Source organism: Thermoanaerobacter siderophilus SR4, from assembly GCF_000262445.1.
GTDB lineage: Bacteria > Bacillota > Thermoanaerobacteria > Thermoanaerobacterales > Thermoanaerobacteraceae > Thermoanaerobacter > Thermoanaerobacter ethanolicus.
Map to the genome: position 1 here is coordinate 359,061 of NZ_CM001486.1, position 23,209 is coordinate 382,269.

General features: G+C 33.1%; 20 protein-coding genes and 1 pseudogene. 1 reads left to right on the forward strand and 20 read right to left on the reverse strand.

Annotated features, from left to right (window positions below):
- The 13 genes and pseudogenes from THESIDRAFT1_RS01735 to rihA all read right to left on the reverse strand — a co-directional run bounded on the left by THESIDRAFT1_RS01735 (nt 1) and on the right by rihA (nt 13,355).
- Nucleotides 1–384: a DUF2620 domain-containing protein gene (locus tag THESIDRAFT1_RS01735; RefSeq protein ID WP_006569330.1), complete on the reverse strand. Its 384-nt coding sequence runs from the start codon at nt 382–384 to the stop codon at nt 1–3.
- Between the two features lie 47 nt (nt 385–431).
- Nucleotides 432–818 carry a PRD domain-containing protein gene (locus THESIDRAFT1_RS12665; RefSeq protein WP_167317669.1) on the reverse strand — a complete coding sequence of 129 codons (387 nt, stop codon included), beginning with the start codon at nt 816–818 and terminating at the stop codon, nt 432–434.
- Between the two features lie 764 nt (nt 819–1,582).
- On the reverse strand, nt 1,583–2,512 hold the full coding sequence (gene yhfZ / locus THESIDRAFT1_RS01750) for a GntR family transcriptional regulator YhfZ (protein WP_006569332.1): 930 nt from the start codon (nt 2,510–2,512) through the stop codon (nt 1,583–1,585).
- Between the two features lie 166 nt (nt 2,513–2,678).
- Nucleotides 2,679–3,587, reverse strand: a complete 909-nt coding sequence (murQ, locus tag THESIDRAFT1_RS01755) for an N-acetylmuramic acid 6-phosphate etherase (protein WP_006569333.1) — start codon at nt 3,585–3,587, stop codon at nt 2,679–2,681.
- A gap of 4 nt (nt 3,588–3,591) precedes the next feature.
- Nucleotides 3,592–4,677 carry a DUF871 domain-containing protein gene (locus THESIDRAFT1_RS01760; protein WP_006569334.1) on the reverse strand — a complete coding sequence of 362 codons (1,086 nt, stop codon included), beginning with the start codon at nt 4,675–4,677 and terminating at the stop codon, nt 3,592–3,594.
- A gap of 49 nt (nt 4,678–4,726) precedes the next feature.
- Nucleotides 4,727–6,103 (reverse strand): PTS transporter subunit EIIC, encoded by a 1,377-nt coding sequence (locus tag THESIDRAFT1_RS01765; RefSeq protein ID WP_006569335.1) that lies wholly within the window; start codon nt 6,101–6,103, stop codon nt 4,727–4,729.
- Between the two features lie 148 nt (nt 6,104–6,251).
- A complete protein-coding gene (locus tag THESIDRAFT1_RS01770) occupies nt 6,252–6,671 on the reverse strand; it encodes a PTS sugar transporter subunit IIA (protein WP_006569336.1) in 420 nt (139 codons plus the stop codon).
- A gap of 75 nt (nt 6,672–6,746) precedes the next feature.
- Nucleotides 6,747–7,589: a MurR/RpiR family transcriptional regulator gene (locus tag THESIDRAFT1_RS01775; protein ID WP_004400353.1), complete on the reverse strand. Its 843-nt coding sequence runs from the start codon at nt 7,587–7,589 to the stop codon at nt 6,747–6,749.
- Between the two features lie 214 nt (nt 7,590–7,803).
- Entirely contained in the window at nt 7,804–8,706 is a 903-nt protein-coding gene (gene rbsK, locus THESIDRAFT1_RS01780) for a ribokinase (RefSeq protein ID WP_006569337.1), read from the reverse strand.
- Nucleotides 8,707–8,788: 82 nt separating this feature from the next.
- Nucleotides 8,789–10,183 (reverse strand): ADP-ribosylglycohydrolase family protein, encoded by a 1,395-nt coding sequence (locus tag THESIDRAFT1_RS01785; protein WP_006569338.1) that lies wholly within the window; start codon nt 10,181–10,183, stop codon nt 8,789–8,791.
- A gap of 18 nt (nt 10,184–10,201) precedes the next feature.
- A pseudogene (locus THESIDRAFT1_RS14870) lies at nt 10,202–11,496 on the reverse strand (amidohydrolase family protein).
- Entirely contained in the window at nt 11,486–12,415 is a 930-nt protein-coding gene (locus THESIDRAFT1_RS01800) for a nucleoside hydrolase (RefSeq protein ID WP_006569340.1), read from the reverse strand. The pseudogene THESIDRAFT1_RS14870 and the gene THESIDRAFT1_RS01800 overlap by 11 nt, the downstream one beginning before the upstream one ends.
- A gap of 13 nt (nt 12,416–12,428) precedes the next feature.
- Entirely contained in the window at nt 12,429–13,355 is a 927-nt protein-coding gene (gene rihA / locus THESIDRAFT1_RS01805; RefSeq protein ID WP_006569341.1) for a pyrimidine-specific ribonucleoside hydrolase RihA, read from the reverse strand.
- A gap of 160 nt (nt 13,356–13,515) precedes the next feature.
- Here rihA and THESIDRAFT1_RS01810 point away from each other — a divergent pair, with 160 nt between their 5' ends.
- On the forward strand, nt 13,516–14,934 hold the full coding sequence (locus tag THESIDRAFT1_RS01810) for a transposase (RefSeq protein WP_006569342.1): 1,419 nt from the start codon (nt 13,516–13,518) through the stop codon (nt 14,932–14,934).
- Nucleotides 14,935–15,131: 197 nt separating this feature from the next.
- Here THESIDRAFT1_RS01810 and THESIDRAFT1_RS01815 read toward each other — a convergent pair whose 3' ends face one another.
- The 7 genes from THESIDRAFT1_RS01815 to ltrA all read right to left on the reverse strand — a co-directional run bounded on the left by THESIDRAFT1_RS01815 (nt 15,132) and on the right by ltrA (nt 22,833).
- The gene (locus THESIDRAFT1_RS01815; RefSeq protein ID WP_006569343.1) at nt 15,132–16,046 is read right to left on the reverse strand and encodes an ABC transporter permease; all 915 of its coding nucleotides are present in this window, start codon (nt 16,044–16,046) and stop codon (nt 15,132–15,134) included.
- Nucleotides 16,043–17,119, reverse strand: a complete 1,077-nt coding sequence (locus THESIDRAFT1_RS01820) for an ABC transporter permease (RefSeq protein WP_006569344.1) — start codon at nt 17,117–17,119, stop codon at nt 16,043–16,045. The genes THESIDRAFT1_RS01815 and THESIDRAFT1_RS01820 overlap by 4 nt, the downstream gene beginning before the upstream one ends.
- Nucleotides 17,112–17,459, reverse strand: coding sequence for an ATP-binding cassette domain-containing protein (locus THESIDRAFT1_RS15035; RefSeq protein WP_244262707.1), 348 nt, complete (start codon nt 17,457–17,459; stop codon nt 17,112–17,114). Before THESIDRAFT1_RS15035 ends, THESIDRAFT1_RS01820 begins: the two co-directional genes overlap by 8 nt.
- A gap of 68 nt (nt 17,460–17,527) precedes the next feature.
- Nucleotides 17,528–18,664, reverse strand: a complete 1,137-nt coding sequence (locus THESIDRAFT1_RS01825) for an ABC transporter ATP-binding protein (protein ID WP_244262708.1) — start codon at nt 18,662–18,664, stop codon at nt 17,528–17,530.
- 75 nt (nt 18,665–18,739) lie between these two features.
- Nucleotides 18,740–19,873 (reverse strand): BMP family ABC transporter substrate-binding protein, encoded by a 1,134-nt coding sequence (locus tag THESIDRAFT1_RS01830; protein WP_006569346.1) that lies wholly within the window; start codon nt 19,871–19,873, stop codon nt 18,740–18,742.
- 333 nt (nt 19,874–20,206) lie between these two features.
- Nucleotides 20,207–21,211, reverse strand: a complete 1,005-nt coding sequence (locus THESIDRAFT1_RS01835; RefSeq protein WP_006569347.1) for a LacI family DNA-binding transcriptional regulator — start codon at nt 21,209–21,211, stop codon at nt 20,207–20,209.
- 209 nt (nt 21,212–21,420) lie between these two features.
- Complete coding sequence (ltrA, locus tag THESIDRAFT1_RS01840) at nt 21,421–22,833, reverse strand: group II intron reverse transcriptase/maturase (protein ID WP_006569145.1); 1,413 nt, start codon at nt 22,831–22,833, stop codon at nt 21,421–21,423.
- Nucleotides 22,834–23,209 lie beyond the last annotated feature (376 nt).

The following is a 23,209-nucleotide window of genomic DNA, read 5'->3' on the forward strand; positions in this document are numbered from 1 at the left end:
CTAAATCCCATGTTTCTTAAGAATGCTTTTTACCAGCATTGGTACTGCTTCATCAATAGTTTCCACCGACATACCAAAAGCAATTTTTCCATCTCGTACAAGTTTTTCAATTTCATCCGCTTTAGGACGACCACCAGCTTTTGCTACAGTAGCACATTTAGTATATCCTAATATACCTATCGGAATTGATAAAGCAGCACCTCCTCCACTATTACAAGCACCAAAATAATAATCTGCACCTCCTTCTTTTATTTTTTTTGCAGCTTCAAAATCTGACATTACTTCTACTATGACATTCTCTCCTCCAACCAATTTTGCAACTCTCGCTATAGCATCTTTATTAAGGCCTCCTACCACTATACGAATAGGTATTTTCTCATTCATTTTCTCATCCTCCTTTTTCTTAATTTCCTATAACAAAAATTATCATTTCACAAAGTCTTTTTCACCTCCTTTTCAAAATCAGCATTTAGCAGCAAGCAGATATACATAGCTATAAAACTTATTTCACCCGTTGGAACTTTTTCTATGCCCAGAATATTCTTGAAAAGATTTTCAGCCTCTTCTAATAATTCTGGACAGTTTTCTATAGCTTTTTCCACTTGTTCAGGAGTTTTTTCTATAGCTTCTTTATTATTGATACGCGATAATGCTTTAGCTAAGTGTGTAGCAAACATACCACCAATTTCTTTTTCTATTTTGACATTTAATTTCTTTTCTAAATATTCCAAAGCTTTGATCGTTTTTTCTTTATCAATTTGGCTTACCTGATTTGATAAACATAGAATGTCTAATCTTTCAAATATCTCTCTATCCATTATAAGCATCCTCTCTGAAAGATAAAATTTAAAGTTTTCATCAACAAAGTATAATAATAAAACTTTTAATAAAATTATTAACACCTTGCAATTTATTTTTATACCCAATTTATCTATTCTGAATTGCCAATTGAACAGGAACACATACCATAGCTCTAAGAACTTCTATTGCTTCAAATCCCTGTACTTGTCCACCACCAGAGTAATTCATTTCATGAATTTTTTTAATAATTTTTCTGCTGCCTACTACACTACCAATCCCTTCAGGGCCTAAAAATTTAAACAATGAAAAACATAAAGCACTAGCACCTTCTTGAATCCCAATATAATAAGTTCTAAAAACAGTGTAATTTTCGTCAGTAAAAATTGCATCAAAAAATTGTGCTATTACCTTTTCTACCTTGGCTGTAGCTCTAGGTCTTCCTAATCCAGGTATGACTCCTAAATCTCACATGGATAAAAAATCTGTTCATCGAAAATAATATGTAATTATATCTACAAGTTTAAACTGAAGTTTCTTTGCTTCATCTAAAGTTAAAGCTTCTAAAGGGTACAGTTTCATTATACATCCCCTTCTCGTTTATTTTATATTTTCAAACTTAATATTAAATATCTAAATATTCTTAATAATATATATGCGTATGTCGTTATAAATACAACCTTATCTTTCATGTAGAACCTTCCAAACATTATACAGTATTTTGTACTATTACATGAAACTATTTATCGGAATCCTTCTAAAATAACATCTGAATAATTATAAATCAATATTCTGGAAATATTTTATTCAACAACACTTGTTCCTGAATCTTTATAACTTCTTCTTTATCAACAATTCTATTTATTATTTTATCAACACCCCAATTATCTCTTTTAACTACTAAAACAGCACGTGTATTATCTTCACTAATTTTTTTCGATTTTTCGCTTTTAAGCGGTTCATTTTTAATAGACAGTCCTCTGTCAACTATTTCATCATAGTTCCATACAGCTGCATCTATTTTTCCTTCAATTATATGGGGTATAATTTGATTATACGGTAATTCTATAAACTCTACATTCTTTCCCTCACATTCATAGTAAGTCAATATAAATTGGTCTAATGAAGTTGGATCTATAGCAATCTTCATCCCATCTTCAATCGCATTTTTCGCATTATTTGAAAATATTATACGATGAGTGCTTACGTTTGTATTTGGTCCAAAATCAACTACTATTTTTAAATTTTTACCAGATTCAATATACAATTTTGCTGCCAACATCGACATTATGGCAAAATCATATTTTCCATTTAATAGTGCCTCTAACCTTCTTTCGCTTCCTCTCATATATGCCATATTAAAAGGTATTTTCCCCTTTTCAAATACTTTATATAAACCTGTAGCTAACCCTTCATATCTTTTTGAATACGGAAGAGGCATTACCCCTGAAACAATAGTAAGTCCCGCATATTCCCATAATTTTTTGTAGTCAATATTGTTTATATACGTACCTAAATGCCCTCGTGGCTCTAATTCAATTGCTTCATTATCTTCTAAATACTTTAAAGCAGTTTGTATTGTCCCACGCCCGAGGTCAAATTTTTTGGCATATTCTCCTATCGTTTCAATTCTATCTCCACATTTTAAAGAAAGCATTTCTCGTGCCAACATCGTAACGGCAATTCCATTTTTAGTTAATAGATCCTTAATCATTCAATCACCCGGACAATATACAATATTTTGTACATTTATAATATAGCATTTTTATTCATCAGTGTCAATATGATTTCGAAAAATTTTTTATAAAAGGCGGAAACTAATCCGCCTTTCAGTTTAGACAAAACTTTCTAATAAATTCAATTTCTCTTCAAATTTATTCTTAAGACTTATTCTCATTAAGCATTAATGCCTTTGCAATATAACCATTAGACCTATCTAAAAATTCTTTTGCTTTATTTTGGTTAAGTCCCGTTAATATCATTAAAATTGTTAATTTAACATTGTAATTAGTTTCCTTAAGTATTTTTTCAATTACTTTTTCATCTGCATCCGTTGCTAATTTTACAATGCGTTTTGCTCTGTTAATTAATTTTTCATTTGTAGCTTTTACGTCCACCATTAAATTGCTGTAAACTTTGCCAAGTTTTATCATAGCACCTGTAGATAGCATATTTAATACTAATTTTTGTGCAGTTCCTGCTTTCATTCTGGTAGAACCCATAATTACTTCTGGCCCTACAACAGGCGCTATCATTATATCAACTATTTTTTTCATCTCACTATCCGGATTGCAGGATATCCCTATTGTATGTGCGCCAACCTCTTTAGCATATCTAAGCGCTCCTAAAACATAAGGCGTTCGGCCACTAGCTGCAATGCCTACCACAACATCCTTACTTGACAAATTCTTTTTCTTTAAATCTTCTTTGCCAAGATCTTCTTTGTCCTCCGCATCTTCTACTGACCTTCTTATTGCAACATCTCCACCCGCAATAATCCCTTGCACCATTTCTGGATCTACTCCAAAAGTTGGTGGACATTCGGACGCATCGAGAATTCCAAGCCTTCCACTTGTACCAGCACCAATGTATATAAGCCTTCCTCCTTGTTTTAATTTTTCTGCTATAATATCAACAGCTTTTGCTATATTAGGTATTTCTTTTTCAACAGCTATTGGAACTTTTTTATCTTCATTATTTATTTTTTTTAACATATCTTCTGTACTTAATCTATCAATATCAAGTGTATCAGGGTTTCTTCCTTCTGTTATAAGTTTATCTAAATCCATTATATCAACCCTTTCTAAATTTAAATTTTGTCCCCGGTTTAATTAAATCTACCAATATATGTTCTTCTTCAGGTATATGTCCTACCACATTTACTCTTTCATCTTGAGGCATATCAATCAAACAAATATTAAGCTCTCCCGAATATCTTTTAAAACCGTAATTATCAATTGTAACACTGTATTTCTTTCTTTCAATGCAATTATGCGGCTTTATTGCTTTCCCTATCTTTGCATAACCCCTTGATTCCTCTGATCTTATAATGTATTCAGAAGCATCAGACCTATTTGTATGAATACCAGCAAAAATTATGTCTTTCTCATAATCTGTTATATCCATAATAAGATTGATATTCAATTCAATCACATCTTTATTTATTGAGATAACATCTCTTATTTCATTTATAGATGCATATGCATCCCCAAAATATATGTCATCTATCAACCCAGAATAAATTAAATGTCTCGCTGCTGTGTAAGGTTTTATGTTTCTATGCATTTCAAGCGTCGGCAATCCCTCATATATTGGCCCTCTCCTACCTTTCAAAGAAGGAATAAATGCCGATACGTTAAGTCCGTAATTTTTTATCATCATTGTCTTTTCTTTAAAAAACTTATAGGAAAGACCTGTATACGGTTTAGGATAATAATTGTGGCAAGTTGTCAAATTATCTATATTAGCTTTTAGCTTTATCAATTTCTCTATTTCTTCTTTTGTTATTGTGCTGGCATTTAACTCTATTTTAATTCCGTATTTGTTGTTTGTCATTTCAGCTATTTCCTCTGCAGTAAAACCATAATCAAGTCTTAAACAATCTACTCCCAAATCATAAAAAGGTTTTAAATCTGTTATTGAGGAATTTAATATATTCATTGTTACAGGTGAAATATCAATAGTTAATTTCATATCTAGTAATTTAATATATTTAATTAAATCTTCAAATTCATTTAATTTTTTATCATATTCAACCTCAGGCACATGCATCGACGTAAAAACCATATTTATCCCATTGTCTTTTGCCATTTTTATATATTCCTTGTTCTTTTGCTGTGCAAAGTCTTCTGTAGTATAAACTGAAATACCAACAGCCACCTTATCACCTCCCCTTAAAAAGGGGCAAATTGCCCCTTTTTAAGTTACGTTAAACATTAAAAGTAAATGGTTGTGAATTTTCTATTTCTTCATCAACTGGATCTTCAAATCCTAACAGGTAGGTAGCTATAAATCCTGCAGTATACGATATCAATAATCCTAAAACATAATAAATAATTTTATTTGGCTCAATTAATGCAGCTAATGGTACACCGGAGATACCCAATCCTCTTGCACCAACTACTTTAAGGGCTTCAAAAGCTCCGCCAAAAGCACCTCCTATACATGCCCCTATAAAAGGCCTACCAAGTGGTAATGTAACACCGTAAATCAATGGCTCTCCAATGCCAAGAATACCAACAAGTATTGAACCTTCTATAATTTTTTTAAGTTGTTTGCTCTTGGTCTTCACATATACTGCTAATGCAGCTCCAACTTGACCTGCTCCCGCCATCGCTAAAATAGGAAGTAATATAGTAACTCCTGTCGACTCAATTAACTGCACATGGATAGGTGTCAAACCCTGATGCAAACCTGTCATAACTAATGGTAAAAATGTACCAGCAAGTATAAATCCTGTAAATACACCAGCTTTTCCTGCAATTGCAACAGTTACTGCTTTGCCAATACCATCAGCTATATATCCGCCTAAAGGTTGTAATACATACAAAGTCGCAAAACCTGCTATCAAAATTGTAAGCAACGGAGTTGCAAGCAATTCTATACTGTTAGGCATTCTTTTCCTAATGTTTTTCTCAAGCCAACTTGCAAATGCTGCTGCAATTAAAACAGAAATAATTCCGCCTCTACCTACGACTAAAGCTTTCCCCCCAATTGTAATATTAGCTAATGCAGGGTTATAAATAATACCAGCAAGAATACCTCCAATTGTAGGAGAACCTCCAAATTCTTTAGCAGTATTCATACCTACCATAATACCCATATACGTAAAAATAGTACTGCCTAACAAACTTAACATAGCCAATAAATTTTTGTCCGCAATCCAATTAAATTTTGTCGCAACATTGGTAATGCCAAGTATTAAACCACCACCAATTAAACCTGGAATCAAAGGAATAAATATACTAGCAATTCTTCTCAAGAGAAGTTTAAAAGGTGTTTGGTTTTTGGCACTAATTGCTGCTTTAACTTCTTCTGCTTTTCCAACTTTAGTACCACCTAGTATTTTTGATGCCTCACTTTCTACCTTGTTAGCAAGACCAGGTCCTACAATAACTTGTAACTCTCCACCCTCTTCATTGACTTTAATAACACCGTCAATTTTCCCCAAAGCTTCTCTGTTAACCTTGTCATAATCTTTGACAAGCACTCTCAATCTTGTCATGCAATTGGTGATTGATATGACATTTTCTTTTCCGCCCAACTCTTTAATAATTCCTTGGGCTATTTCTTTTTCTCTTGACATTCTTAATCCCCCTATCTTCAATTTAGTATTTAAATGGTAATGATAATTAAACATATGAATCTTATATATTTACCTCCCACCTCCTTATATGTTGTATTGTTTCATAAATATGAAGTATTTATGAAAATTTATTTCACATTGAACCAAATTAAATAACCGCCTCAATTACAACGGTCTGCCCAGCAGTCGCTTTACCTGTCATTTTTTTAAATTCTTTTATCCTATCCATATTAGTTACTACTATAGGGGAAACGAGTGATTTAGCTTTTGATTTTATTAAAGTTCTTTCTACCTTTAATAGTTTATCGCCAACTTTTACTTTATCACCTTCAGTTACAAACGTAACAAATCCTTCACCATTTAGTTTTACAGTATCAATTCCTACATGAATCATTACCTCAATTCCTTCTTTTGTCCTAATACCTATTGCATGTTTTGTAGGGAAAACAGCTGTTACAATACCATCAACAGGAGAAACAAATATATCGGCTTCAGGTATCACAGCAACACCATCTCCTATAAGTTTTTGAGCAAACACTTCATCTGGAACATCTACTATTTCTACCACATCTCCATCAACAGGTGCTTTAATTAATAGTTTATCAGTCTTTTTTTTAATATATTAAACATACAAACCTCTCCTTCAGTATTTTCTTGATGAGACCGCTTCACTTGTATTTTCTAAATATTTTATTACCTCATCGTATTTCCTGCAGGCTATTATAGAAAACAATATATCTACTACATTAAGTTGTGCCATCCTTGATGCCATTGCACCACTTCTAAAGATTGCTTCAGTAGAATATACAAAAAGTTTTATATCTGAAACTTCTGTTATAGGTGAATTACCAAACCTTGTTATACAAATTGTTGTGGCACCCGAATTTTTAGCTATCCTTAAAGCGTCAACAGTATCTGCTGTTTGACCTGAATACGAAATACCAATTGCCACATCTCCTTGGCGAAGATTAGCCGCAGATGCAAGTTGCATGTGAGAATCACTGTATGCCGTACAAGATTTATTTATCCTCATAAATTTTTGCAACATATCTTGTGCAACAATAGCAGATGCTCCAACTCCATAAATGTCTATTTTATTGGCATTTAAAATAGCAATAACAGCTCTTTCTACTTCGTTTCTATCTAACATATCCATTGTTTTTTCTATTGAGTCCATATTATTTTTAGATATTTTCACAATTATGGTATTAATATCATCATCTATATTAACAAAACCTTGAATACTTTTTGTCTTATATGTGTAGTCTGCAGCAATTTTTATTTTTAAATCTTGATATCCTTTGTATCCGAGACTTTTGCAAAATCTCACAACACTTGCTTCACTGGTATTGCTGTTTTTTGCAAGTTCAGCTACAGATAAATCTGAAATCTTATCAGCATTTTCAATTATATACTCAGCAATTTTTCTTTCTGATGGTTTTAAATTATTAATAACTGCTCTAATTTTCTCTATATCTCCTGGCATGTTAATGTTTACACTCCTTTCTAGTTTATATTATACTACTTATGAAATAATATTTCAAGTATTTTTTATGGTTTTGTAATTTGGTTTCATAAAATGTTTTAGAAGTAACTCAACCTATCAAAAAATCTATATAAAAAGAGCCAGCATTTTTGGCTCTTTAACTATTTTTGATGTTATTTTAATAAACTTTTCTGTTTTTTTATAACTAAAATAATTATTTCTGTAGCTTAATTCTGAAACTTTCCACTTCATCTCTGTAGGGCAAAGAATCTTGCGCCCCCATTTTGGTAGTAGTTAACGCTCCAACAATATTCGCAAAATTAAGTGCTGATTTTATATTCATATTTTCACACAATGCTACAGCAATTGCTGCATTAAAAGAATCTCCAGCCGCCGTACTATCAATAGTATTTACAGGTACTGCCTCTGAAAAAATTTCTTCTTGACCATTTGTATAATAACTTCCCTTTTCTCCGAGAGTAACTATAACTTCACTAACACCTTTTTCAATTAACATATTTGCCCCATCTTTTATATCCGTTGTACCTGTCAATTGTGTAAGTTCTACTTCATTTGGAGTAATTATATCTATATATTTATAAACCTCATCAGGTATTTCCTTAGCCGGCGCTGGATTTAAAATGACTTTTACATTGTACTTTTTTGAAAGCTTAACAGCTGTTTCGACAGTTTCTAAAGGAATTTCTAACTGTAAAATCACAAAGTCCGCCTCTTCAATAATTTTACTATGTCTTTCAATCCAGGAAGAGTCTAGTTTGGCATTAGCACCTGGATATACCACTATAGTATTAAATCCTAATTCGTCAATTGTAATCATTGCATTCCCAGTAACTTCTTCAGTAAATAATACCCCTGAAACATCTATTCCTTCTGATTCAAGCTTTTTAATTATGTCTCTCCCTCCATCAGAATTGCCAACAGCCCCTATCATATATACTTGTGCTCCAAGCCTTTTAGCTGCTACTGCTTGATTTGCTCCTTTACCTCCAATAGAAATTTTGTAACTTGATGCAATCACTGTTTCTCCTTTTTCAGGCAATTTCTTAACTTGCGCGGTATAATCCCTATTAATACTGCCTATTATTACTATTTTCAAGCCAATCACCTCGTATAACTATAAGTTCTAACAGTACGATTTTAATTGAGAGAATATTAAAAAATCATATCTCAACCAAAATTTATTTTTTCTTATTTGCCGCAATAACACTCTCAATTGTCCATTCTATTAAATCACTTATTTTCATTCGTTTCATATTTCTCATGTATGTAGTTAATTTATCTCCTATAGGAGTAATCCATTTATCCCCGATTTCATTTATCCCTTTAATTATCCCTATTATTGTTGCTATTTGCGCTGCATTACAATCAACATCTTGTCCTTCCATAGCTACAATGTGCATTGTCTCATCAAAATCTCCATTACCAAACCACAATGCTATTACTTCTGCAGCGGCATTAGGATAGGCATGAACCCAATTATATCTCTCTAATCTTTTTTCACAATTTCTCCATGCCTTTTCCCAACTATCGCTTTTCAAGCACATATCTAATGCATACTTTATAACAGAATAGTATTCACTATCTTTTGGAAGCATATTTATAGAACTCTCTACAATTTTTCTTACATCATTTTCGACAAATGAAAGCGATACCATAATAGCATTAAATACTTCTCCTATTACTCCATTATTGTAATGGCTTATTACACCATCTATCCATGCAAGTCGTGCAGCTTCTTCAGGGTTGCTTGGTGCTACCATACCACAAATTGCTCCCCTCATTTGAGCACCTATCCATTCATAGAATGGATTATTAAAATAACCACTTTCAGGAGGAAATATACCTTGTTTCAAATTTTTAAGAGCAACATCCTCTGCAGACCAACCAAAAGGGATAAGCGCAACCCACTCCATAGCAATATCTTCTGAAGTTACATTATAACCTTTTTTTTCAAAAGCTTTTAAAAATGCAAGCTCATATGTTATATCATCATTATAAGTGTTTGGCTTTCTGACATATCCTCTAATTTCACCAAAAACTTCCCTTAAATTATCTGTTGTATAACCTTCTAATGCTGTTCCCAAAGCTCCTCCACATATTTGCGCTATCCAACCTCCTGCTATTTTTGTTTTATACTCATCAGAAAAAACATCATAAGAGGACGATGGAATAAATTCAACACTATTTTTATACTCTTCCCAACATCTATACTCTTTAAATTTCCAGTATTCTGAATTTGTATTCTTTTTAGCTTTATATAATTCATGAAATATTCTACTGGTTATTTTATTAAGTTCGATCATATCATCCCTTTCAAGAGCCTCAAGCCCCAGTGGAATTAATTCCTCAGCTTTCGAAACCTCCATTCCTCGATTATCCATACTTTGAACTGCAGCGATAGCGAGACTTTCTTCCGCCCCAGACCCCGGAACTCTGCTACGCCATAACATTTTAAGCCTTTCATCCTCTCGAAGCTCAAGTATCTCTATAATATCCCATGTCTGCTCCTCTTCTGACAAAACTGTTGGTTTGCCTTTTTGTATCAGTTTTTTTGCATATTCCCATGCTTTCATTTTATCGACCCCTAAGTTTTAAAAATATATCTTTGAGTACCCTTTTCCCCTTTCAAGAATTTTTTTTGCATGTTCACGAGCTTCTTTTATAATTTCAGTAGTATCAATCATCAATTTACTATTCTTCTTTAAAAAAATGCCATTTACCATAACATGAATAATATTTTGCGAATCAGCACTATATATAATTGAAGCAAGGGGATTATACACCGGCATAGTATTAACTCTATTTAAGTCCCAAAATATTAGGTCCGCTTTACACCCTACTTTAATATCTCCAATATTAAAATTTAATACCTCGTGTCCTTTCATTATCATTGCCCATATTTCTTCTAATCTATATTCAGTTGCTTTATAATTAAGTTTCCCTAAAAGTGCAAATAAACGAGCTTGTTCAATGGGACTAAGAGAGTTTGAACTTGCAGCACCATCTGTACCAAAACCAATGTTTAACTGCTTATAATATTTCCATATATTCCCTAATCCCATGTTAAGTTTCATATATGTTTTTGGAGTTACTGCAAAATAACTACTGTTGCTTAAATATTTTAAATCTTCTTCATTCACCCATAAACCATGGGCAATTATTGTTGGAATATCAAAACCACCAGCATCATAAAATATCTCAAAATGCGTCTTCCTATAAGTATTGATGCTATCTTCTACCTGCTTTGCTGTTTCCGCCATATGTATATGCAATCCTACTTTATAATATTTAGCAGCATCAATAATTTTTTTAACGTTTTAGGTGGACAGGTATAAGGTGAATGGGGACCATATCTTAGGCTAAGTCGATCATTTATGCCATTCTTTTCTTCAATAAGGTGAGAAACTTTTTTTAATTCTTCATCAAAATTTTCAGAAACCCCAAATAAAGTAGGCGCAATATCCCCTCTTATCCCTGTTTCCAAAACTGCATCACAAACTTTTTCGGCATAAAAATAATGGTCAGCAAACGCAGTAACTCCATTTTCAATCATTTCAACAATTGCTAGAAGTGCACCATAATACACATCCACCTCCTTCATCTTACTTTCATAAGGCCATATTTCTTTGTTAAACCAATCCTCAATATCTACGTCTTCTGCAATACCCTTAAAAATATTCATTGGAGAATGAGTATGGAGATTAACTAAACCAGGAGTTATAAATAAATTACCACAATCAATTATTTCTTTTGCACTAGCTACCTCTTTGGACTCTCCCGATATTCTTACAATTTCTCCTTGATTTATATATATATTTAAATTCTTTTTTATTTCACCTTTTTTATCAATTATATTACTATTTTTCAAAATTAAGTCATATACCATAACTTTTCAACAACCTTTTAAAAAGATTTATAAATTTTTCACGATCTATATCAACAGCAACATTTGCATTGGGTTTTTTACCAGTAACTCCGTAAATATCAACAACTGTCTTCCCTCTTGTAATATTACCTTTAGTCTCTATATCAACATGCAATAATTTTGTTTCTAAAAGACCTTCATCAATAGCTGTTGCCATTGCTGCCGGGTCATGGAGAGGCACTCCTTTAAAATCTAGGTTTTTAAAAAAATCCACAAGAGACATCAAACTTTTACCCACAAGTTCAGCAGGTCTATTGTTATACGATAATATCTCTTCTAGATCTTTTGCTGTAATATATGCCTTATTTGTAACATTAAGTCCTACCATAGTGATAGGAATCCCCGATTCAAACACAATCTTTGCTGCTTCAGGATCAACATAAATGTTAAATTCTGCTGCAGGAGTATGATTCCCTAATTCCGTAGATCCTCCCATTATAGTGATGTGTTTTAGTTTTTCTTTTATTTCTGGATATTTAAGTAGAGTAATTGCAATATTTGTTAATGGTCCAAGTGCTATTATTTCTAACCCATTTTCGCAATTCGTTGCTTCTTCATATATCGTATCATAGGCATTTTTAGTGTAAAAAGCACCATCAGGCTCAGGTAACACCATATTCCCCAGTCCTGACTGTCCATGGACAAATTCTGCCGTCACAAGCTCCCTAATTATTGGCTTTGAAGCACCTTTTGCGACTTTTACATCATAGCCAACATATTCAGTTAATTTTAAAGCATTTTTAGATGTTTTTTCTAACCTTACATTTCCTGCAACAGTTGTTATTGCTTTTATATCAAGTTTTTCACTAGCAAATGCCATAAAAAGCGCTATTGCATCATCAACTCCAGGATCACAATCTATAATTACACTTTTTTTCAATTTCGATCCCTCCTCAATTGTATTTCCTCATAGCATCGTACAACATTTTAATAAATCGCTCTCTATCAATATCAAGCACTACTTCAACATTCTTGGGTTTTTTGAGTACATAATAGTAATCTACAACAGTACATCCATTAGTAAATTCTCCTTTTATTTCTATCTCAACATAAAAAGATTGAGTTGTTACTATCGTGGGATCAATAACATATGCTACAGCTACTGGATCATGTAATGGCATTCCCTTAAAACCAAAACGTTCATGAAATTTTCCATAAAAATCAAGAAGCTCTGCAACCATAATAGCAACTTTATTCCCAATATTCCTAATTTCTTCAACCTCCTCTTTATATATTTGTGCCTTATGCGTAACATCAAGGCCGCACATAGTAATAGGTACCCCAGAATTAAATACAATACTCGCAGCTTCAGGATCAACAAGTATGTTGAATTCCGCTGCAGGAGTCCAATTACCACCTATCATTGATCCTCCCATTAATACAATTCTCTCTATTTTAGCTTTTATTTCAGGATTAGAAAGTAGTACTGTGGCTATATTAGTAAGAGGTCCTGTAGGTATTATAGTGATTTTTTCATTGCTTTCATTTATTACTTCCATAATAGTTTCAACAGCATTTTTACTACTAGGTTTAAAATTAGGGGGTGGAAGTTCAGGACCATCTAAGCCACTATCTCCGTGAACTTCTGGCGCTGTTATTAAATCTCTTAAAAGAGGTTTTTCTGCACCTTTACTTACAACAGTATTTATTCCGGCAAAACTAAGAACTTTAAGGGCATTATTAAAAGTTTTTTCAATTGTCTGATTCCCTGCAACAGTAGTAACTGCTTTGACATCAAGTTTATCATTTGCAAACGCCAAAAGAAGAGCTATAGCATCATCATGCCCAGGATCACAGTCAATAATCACAGGTTTTCTCATACTTTTTATTCCCCCTTTGCTTTTTTAATAATTAGGTCTTTGCAGAATCCCAAAATCCTTATGGATTAAGGGATTCTGCTGTATATTTTCAAAGGAATTCCCCCGCTTTCGTCGAATTTATATAAAAGGCCGAATCACGGAAAGAAAGGGGGGAACTCCTATGAAAACCAAAGCTAAACAACTTTATCTCGCCGATATTTACGTTGATGTTCAATCTTTCTTTGAGGAAGATAAACCCAAGTTTATTAAACTCTTTGATTCCTTTATTGATTTATCTGAACTTATTCCGCCTTCTTTTTACGCCCATTATTATTCTCACTTCGGGCGTCATAGAGATTTTTCCCTTGAGTCTATGCTCACTGCTTTGTTTATCCAAAAAATTCTCTCTATCCCTACTGTTCAACTCCTTGTCCATGTTCTTAAGCTATCTAAAGAATTAAGAGAGCTTTGTGGCTTTAAAAGAGTCCCTCATCCTTCTCAATTCTCTAGATTTAAATCCATTTTCCTCAAAGATTTGGAGAATTTCTTCAATAATCTTGTTAATTTAACTGAGCCTATTTGTAAGGCTATTAATCCTTCACTTTCTAATATCCTCATCGCTGATACTACTGGCTTTCAACCTTATGTCAGAGAAAATAATCCTAAGTTCTTTGATTCTTTATTTAGAAATGTTAAAAAGCTTTCTAAATCTAATCCTGATTTTAATGCCCACTCTTATGCTTGTTCTAAAATGCCTAAGTTCGCTCACTCTAATCCTGATGCTAAATTCTCTTATATTAATGGCCATTATTGTTACTCTATCAAAGTTACCATCCTCACTAATGGCTTAGGCATTATTCAGCATATTAGTTTCTATGACGATGATTCTTTAGATGTCAATGATGCTAAATCTGCTGCCGAGTCTAAAGATTTATATGATTCTAAAACTTTAATCCCTTCTCTTAATGAATTCTTTAATTTACATCCTAATTTCTCTTATAGATACTTCTTAGGTGACGCCGGGTTTGATTCTTTTGATAATTACAAATACTTGCTCTCAGAGCATGGCATAATCCCTATTATCCCTATTAACCCTCGAAATTCTAAAAACTTACCTCAACCTACTTTTAACTCTGATGGTATCCCTACCTGTCCCCGTGACCCTTCTCTTAAAATGTCCTATGATGGTATCGTTCGGGAAAAAGGTAGAACTACCAGAATTAAATGGCTTTGCCCTATGTCCAAAAAAGTTAGACTAAATGGTAAAACTACTTATATTCTTGAATGTGATAACCCTTGTACCTCTTCTAAATGTGGCAGAATATTCTATACTACCCTTGATATTGATTTTAGAAAAAATACTGTTGTCCCTCGTAACTCTAAAAAGTGGTCCAAACTTTATGAAAAACGCCCTATTATTGAAAAATCTATTTCTCTTTTAAAAAGTTCTATCGCTGTTGATAGCTTTAAACTCATAAATACCAGGTCAATCAAAGCTGATGTTTTTCTTGGGGCTATCACTCAGCATATTGGTTTAATTATTACTGCAAAGCTTGGTACTTTTGAACATCCTTTATCTTTGAAAAAACTTTTGGCTTGATAACTTGTTCTTATGGTTTGATTTGTTTGTCACCTTTTTACATTAAAAAGGTGTGTTAAGTATTGTCTTTTTTGAATTTGTATCTTTCTTCCATTTCTCTTTTTCCGTCTTGAGCATGACTTTAAAATGTAATTTCTTTATTTTGTTCCTTGTAATGTAACTTTTTTACTCTAATATTTATCTCATTTTGCAGTCACCTATTTTTTAATAATTTTATTTGCTTGACTCGATGAATATATAACAAGACCTATTATTGTTACTATATAAGGAATCATTTGTACAAATTCCGAAGGTATTCTAAAAGATTGTAGATTACTAGCTAATGCTCCTGCAAAACCAAACAAAAGTGATGCAAGGAAAGTCCCAATAGGTGTTCCTTTTCCCATAGCTTCTGCTGCAAGAGCAATAAATCCTCTTCCCGCAGTCATATTAGTTGAGAACCATGATACATATCCCATTGACATATAAGCACCACCAAAACTAGCAAGTAAACCACTTAGTATAAGTGCAATATATCTAACTTTATTAACACCTACCCCTACTGAATCAGCTGCATCAGCATTTTCGCCAACAGCTCTTATTCTTAAACCAAGTGGTGTTTTGTATAATAATATATATACTAAAAAAACTGTCCCTAAAGCGACGTATGTTAAAATATTGTGTCCTGATAATATTGACCCTAAGAAAGGTATTTTTTCTATTAAAGGAATAGTTACTTTGGGTAACACTTCACTCTTTAAAGAAGAAGAAATTCCCTTGTCATGAGCAACTAAATAAAGAACAAATATGGTTCCTCCACTAGCAAGGAGGTTTAAGGCTATCCCTGCTAATACTATGTCCGTTTTCAAATTTATAGAAAAATATGCAAGGAGTATTGACATCATAACACCCGTTATTAAAGCTGCTAAAAGACCTAGCCAGGCACTATGTGTAAGCGCACTTATAATTACTCCAGATAAAGCAGCTGCTAACATGGTACCTTCCAAAGCTATATTTATAACTCCAGCTCTATCCGATACAATAGCTCCAAGAGCCGCGAATAATATAGGAGTCGTAACTCTCAAAATTGCATAAACAAAATTGGCTGAAAAAATGATTTCTATAATATTCATTTAGATTTACCTCCATTACTAATAGCCATTTCTTCTTTTGCTTTTTTCACAACAATTTTATGTCTCCAACTTGCAAGAAAGCTTTCAGCTGCAACAAGCATTATTACCAGTGCTTGTATGATAGATACAACTTCACTTGGGATATCGGTCATCCTAGCCATTAAATCAGCACCTATTCGCAAATAAGAAAGAAAAATTGCCGCCACTGGTACTAACAAAGGATTATTTCTTGCAAGTATTGCAACTATTACACCATCCCATCCATATCCAGGTAACATTTGCCATTCAAACCTTGTATACATTCCAAGTAATTCAGTAGCTCCTCCCATTCCTGCAATTATACCACCTATTATCTGAGCATAAAGCATAACTAATTTTATATTTATTCCTGAATACTCTGCAAACTTCTGATTTAATCCTGTCATTCTTATAGCATAGCCCCATTTTGTTCTGTACATAAAGTAATATACAATTACAATCATTGTTATTACAAGTAACAGTCCATAATGTAATCTCGTCCGAGGTATAAGATTAGGTATCAGTGCTGTAGTCTTAAGTTTATACGATACCATTGCACCAGCCATTGAATCCCTGAAATAATAATTTATAATAAATATCCCAAGATAAAACAGTATATAGTTTAGCATAAGGGAAGAGACGAGCTCATTAGCATTCCATTTTACCTTTAAAATTGCTGGTATAAAAAGAAAGGTACCTCCAACTAATCCGCCACAAATTATTGCAACAAGTGGATGTATTCCATTGGGAAAACTAAAGGTAATTCCAATAACCGCGGCTGTTACAGCACCTACAAAAAATGCACCTTCTGCTCCAAGATTAAATTGCTTTGCCTGAAACATAACACTTATTGCAAGGCCAGTAAAGGTTAATGGTATAGCCATTTCAAGAACATTACTAAAATATCTAACCTTTGATAGGGGTCCCACCAAAAATTTTGATAGTGCTTCTCCCGGTTGTTTGCTTATAAATAATATAATTACAAAAGCAAGTAAAAGCGAAATAAGTATAGCGATTAAAGTTCTTGCTATCTCGAATATTGCTTCTTTACGCATATAAAACTCTCCTTATCTCTTCTAAAGATTGTTTTTTTAGACCCAACATATAAGCTCCAAGTTCCTCTTCAGTAACTTTAGAAGCATCCTCAAAATAAGCTACAATTTCACCACCAAACATAACTATAAGGCTATCACTTAACTCCATTACTTCATTTAAATCTGCAGATATAAGCAAAATTGCTACTCCTTTATCTCTCAATTCAACAATTCTTTTGTGTATAAATTCAGTAGCGCCAACATCAATACCTCTTGTAGGTTGATTAGCAATTAAAAGTTTTGGATTCGAAGAAAATTCTCTTGCCACCACAACTTTCTGGATATTGCCTCCTGATAGCATTTTTACCTTTTGATTGGGGGAACTACAATTAATTCCAAACTCTTTTACTAATTGGTTAGATAAATTATTTATTTTTTTATATCCATGAAAACTCCTCTATTAAACTCTCTTTTTTCGAATCTATCAGATACTAAATTTTCCATTATTGAAGCATCCGCTGCAACTCCATAAGTCATCCTATCTTCTGGTATATGTGAAGTCCCTAGCTCCCTTATTTTTTTGATTGTCAAATAATTTATTTGATGACCATTTATTTTTACTTCTCCTTTATCAGGCTTTCTAAGTCCAGTAATAATTTCAACAAGTTCTCTTTGGCCATTCCCTTCTACTCCAGCAACACCTAATATTTCCCCTTTTCTAACATTAAAATTTATATTTTTTAAAACTACTTTGCCTGCCTCATTTATATAACTTAAATTCTTTACACTTAATATTACATCTTCTGGTTTGCTTTTAGTTTTTTCAATTTTCAAAATTACATCTCTTCCTACCATGAGTTTTGATATGTCTTGTTCACTAATATCTACTGTATTAAACACACCTACATTTCTGCCATTTCTCATTATTGTAACTCTCTCAGATATTTGCTTTACTTCATTTAATTTATGGGAAATAAATATAATCGTATGACCGTTATTCCTTAACTGGATAAGCTGGTTAAACAATTCCTCTGTTTCTTGTGGCGTTAAAACAGCAGTAGGTTCATCGAGTATTAATATTTTAGCGCCTCTCAAAAGAGCTTTTAATATTTCCACTTTTTGTTTCATCCCAACAGGAAGATCTTCAACTACAGCTTTAGGATCCACATTTAAATTATATTTTTCTGATAATGCTTGAGTAATTTCTAACGCTTTTTTAAAATTAATAAACCCATTTTTTTGTGGCTCTACTCCTAAAATTATATTTTCTGCAACAGTAAGTGAAGGAACAAGCATAAAATGTTGGTGAACCATCCCTACACCATTTTTTATCGCATCTATCGGGGAATTTATACTCACTCTATTACCATTTATATATATTGCTCCTTCTTCTGGATGTTCAAGCCCAAAAAGTATTTTCATTAATGTCGTTTTTCCCGCTCCATTTTCCCCAACTAAAGCATGTATTTCCCCGCCTTTTACTGAAAAATTTACTCCCTTATTTGCTACTATTCCATTTGGATAAACTTTAGTAATATTTTCCATCTTTAATACTTCAAATTTCATCCCAGTTCCTCCTATTTATCAAGATAGGTATATGCATTAACAAACAATTAATGCATATACCCAACCTTTATAGTTTTAAGGCTTAACAGAATTTCTTATTTCATTAAGTTTATTTGTATCCATTCCTAATGCAGAATCTACTTTTATTTCTCCATTAATTATTTTAACTTTTAGGTCTTCTACAAATTTTCTAAACTCTTCTGGTACTATTTTCCTGTAATATTCATTATCCGCTAAACCTACGGCTTGTTCTTTAAGTCCTAGTGATTCAGATTCTCCGAATTTTAATGTGCCTTCTTTATACATTTTTATTGCTCTTAAAAGAGAATTATCAACTCTTTTTAAAACTGAAGTAACAATTAAATTTGCTTTAGCGGGGTCTGAGGAAAACAACAATGCCTGATCTGAATCAACACCTATAACGTATCTATTTTTTTCTTTTGCAGCATCAAGTTGGCCAAGTCCAGCCTGTCCTGCAACATTAAATCCTATGGTTACTCCTTGATCATATTGTGCAAGTGCTAATTCTTTACCTTTTGCCGAATCAGAAAAGTCTCCTATATAAGAAATGGCTACTTTTATATCCTTATCCACATATTTAGCACCTTGAATATATCCCACAAGAAAATCATTTATAACAGGTATATCCATTCCGCCTAAAAATCCTATTAATTTTTTACCAGTTACAAGAGGCATATTTGAATCTGCAATTTTTGCGGCAAGCGCTCCTGCAAGGAAGGAACCCTCATTTTGTTTATACAATATTGAATACACATTTGATAAATTACCCTTTGAATAATCAACCGACGTATCAAATATTATATATTTTTTATCCGGATACTGTGGAGCTATCTTCTCGAGATATTCAGTCATCTGCCAGGTACCAACAATTATAATATCCCAATCTTGTTCGGACACATCTTGGAGAGTTGGTTCCCATTTTGATTGGTCATATGACATTTCAATTGTCTTAGTTACCACTTTGTCACCATATTCTTGTTTGATTAATTCCATTCCATGATTAGCCGAATCAAAAAATGATTTGTCACCTAATGTTCCATTTATAAGAAGAACAACTTTAAGGGGCTTTTCTGCATTAGTCGAAGTTGTATTTTGTTTTTCAGGTGCATTATTAGCTTTTCCGCAGGCTGTTAAAGTCATTGCCAAAACTAATAACAATAGTGTCAAAATTGTCAAAAATTTTTTCATTTTTATTTCCCTCCATTTTTAAAATTTTTGAGTCAATTTTTGTAAAATCCTCACAAGTTTTTAAATTTATATATTATAGGATTTTACAATCTATTTTAAAGGATTACATGGTTTTAGTAAGAGCTTTTAACCTATAATCCTTTAAAAACATTTATAAGAATAAATTGGTAATTGATAACACAAATAAAACAACCTACATGTATTTATTTCATATATTTTTACTTCGAATTTACTAACCATTTCTAACTTCACAATGTTTTTAAAGAATATTTGTTTTGTAGTTATTGCAAAAATCCTTCCATTACATCACATACTACGCTTCGCTAAAATTATTTAAACAATATCTTTTGTACTTTGCCGTATTATCAGTTGAGGCCTAAAATTAGCAATCTTCTTATTCATTTTTTTCCCTTCGATAAGTTTAATTAACATTCTTGCAGCAGTTAAGCCCATATCATAAGCAGGTTGCCTTATAGTTGTAAGCTGTGGTTCTAGTATTTGTGAAAGCTGTATATCATCAAATCCTACAACTGAGATATCGTCAGGAATCTTATAACCATATGAGCGTATGGCTTTATACGCTCCATATGCCATTAAATCATTAGAGGCAAAAATAGCTGTTACTTCATGCTCTAACAATTTTTCCGCCCCAATTATGCCGCTATTTATCTTATAATCTCCTTCAAATATGAGCCTATTATCGACTTCTATTTCATTATCTACCAAAGCTCTTTTATACCCCTCCAATCTTTCAATAGCATTACTAATATACAGTGGTCCTGTTATACAACCAATCCTTTTATGCCCTAAATCTATAAGGTACTTTGTTGCAATGTAACCACCTTCGTAGTTATCAAGAAACACACCATAAATATCTTCAGAATCAATGCGCCTATCCATTATGACAACTGGAATACCACTTTTTATAAGGTCTGTAATATGTTCATGTTTAGGAATAGAACTGCTGGTAAATATTATACCATCGACATATTTTTCTTTTAGTGCATTTATATACTCGCTTTCTTTCTCCAAATTGTCATCTGTATTGCACAAGAAGACGTTGTAACCGTAAATGTGAGCACTATCCTCTACACCACGGGCAATATCAGGAAAGAATGGGTTGGAAATATCGGGAATTATAAGACCGATAGTTTTAGTTTTTTTAGTAACTAATCCTCGTGCTATTGCATTAGGTTGATAACCCAATTCTTTCACTAATTGAAGAATCCTATTTCTAGTTTCTTCACTAACCCCTTCACTTTTATTGTTTATAACTCTCGATACTGTTGTAATTGATACATTCGCTAGTTTTGCAATATCTTTTATTGTTACAGCCATAAATTCATCACCTATTAAATTTTAGTTTAACGTTTTAGTAAAACGCTTAACTATATAATAAAATAAAAATGACATTTTGTCAATAATAAAAATAAAAATTTTTTATAACTTTTCACGTGATTTAATTATTATCGAGTAGGAGCTGAATAATTATTTTATTCAGCGTCCTCTCACACCACCGTACGTACCGTTCGGTATACGGCGGTTCATTAGGAATTGTGTACAATTAGATATCTTTGGGATAAACTCTTATAACCTATGCTTTCAAAGTATTTATTTGTAAGAGTCTTATTTAGGATTGGGCTATTGGATATTCTCCAGTAGCCTTTCCTTGTATTGGCGTATTCCCAGGCTTTTTGTTCTTCTACTCCTAGTTTTACTAAGTTATCATGCTTCGTTTTTATCTTCTTCCATTGTTTCCATATACATGCCCTTAGTCTTCGCCTTATCCATTCGTCAAGGGTTTTCATTATGCTTTTCGCGTCTGCTAATCCAAAATAGTTGACCCATCCTGTTGTTATTTGATTTAGTCTTTTTATTCTGTTTTCCATGCTTATTCCCTTGTTCCGATTGGTTATTTCTCTTACTTTTTCCTTAAACCTTTTGATGGATTTTTCATGGATTCTTATTCTTACTTCGTTTTCTTTTGTATAGAATGAAAATCCAAGAAATTTTCTTCTCCATGGTCTATCTACAGCACTTTTTGCTTCGTTGACTTTTAGTTTTAATTTGCTTTCTATGAATTTCTTTATGCTCTTCATTACTCTGTTTCCTGCAGACCTGCTTTTTACATATATGTTGCAGTCATCTGCATATCGGCAGAATTTGTGCCCTCTCCTTTCAAGTTCTTTGTCTAGTTCGTCCAACATTATGTTTGCTAATAGGGGACTTAATGGCCCTCCTTGGGGTGTCCCTTCTTCTGTTGATATTTTGATTCCGTTTATCATTACTCCTGATTCTAGGTATCTTCGTATTAACTTTAGTACTCTTTTGTCCCCTATCCGCTTTTCTAGTTTGGACATTATTATGTCGTGGTTTACTCTGTCAAAGAACTTTTCTAAGTCCATATCTACAACCCATGTGTATCCTTCATTTATGTATGCTTCTGCGGCTTTTATTGCGTCTTTTGCACTGCGTCCTGGTCTGAATCCATAACTGCTATCTGAAAATGTATGGTTGTAGACTTTATTCAGTATTTGGGCTATTGCTTGTTGTATTAGTCTATCTAGTGCTGTAGGTATTCCTAGTAGTCTTACTCCTCCATCTGGTTTGGGAATTTCTACTCTTCGCACTGGTTGTGGTTTGTATTTCCCCTCCAGCAGTTGTTGTTTTATGGTTGGCCAGTTTTCTTTGAGATACGGTAGAAGTTCATCTACTTCCATCCCATCGACTCCATGGCTTCCTTTATTTGCAACAACGCGCTTGTATGCTGCTTCCATGTTCCCTCGTTCTACTATCATTTCAAGCATCTTGCCGGTATATCTTTGTACCTCGTTTCTTCCATCTTCCGACGCCGATGATATACTATGCACTTCCGTTGTCTTTTGAAATTCCATTTCTCTATTCAACGGATAGCCTCTTTGTTGAGTTGTCTGCAGTCTCTGCATATCTTTCGAGTCCATAAGATTTCCAAAACCTCCTAACGTTCGGTCCTTCCTTATCTATTCATGTCTAGATAAGTACTATGACCTCTGCTGACTTCTCAAGGTTCAACCATACATCACTGTATGGGTTGTCACTTCAGATTTTACTTCCATGACTTATCCTTGAGACCTCCCCGGGTAAGAACGATAACTTTCATCTCATATATCTGCCAGATTTACTGTATGGGATTCGGGTAGTGTTGGACTTCGTTTTGTTACGCAAACTCATCCATCCCAATTCAGCCTCTTATCTGGTTCTTGTTCATCAGACCGAGATTTTGCCTTAAGCTTCCTTCAGATTCCACCTCACGATGGACACCCTTGCTCTTGGCTAGTGGTTCCCACTACCAAGCCC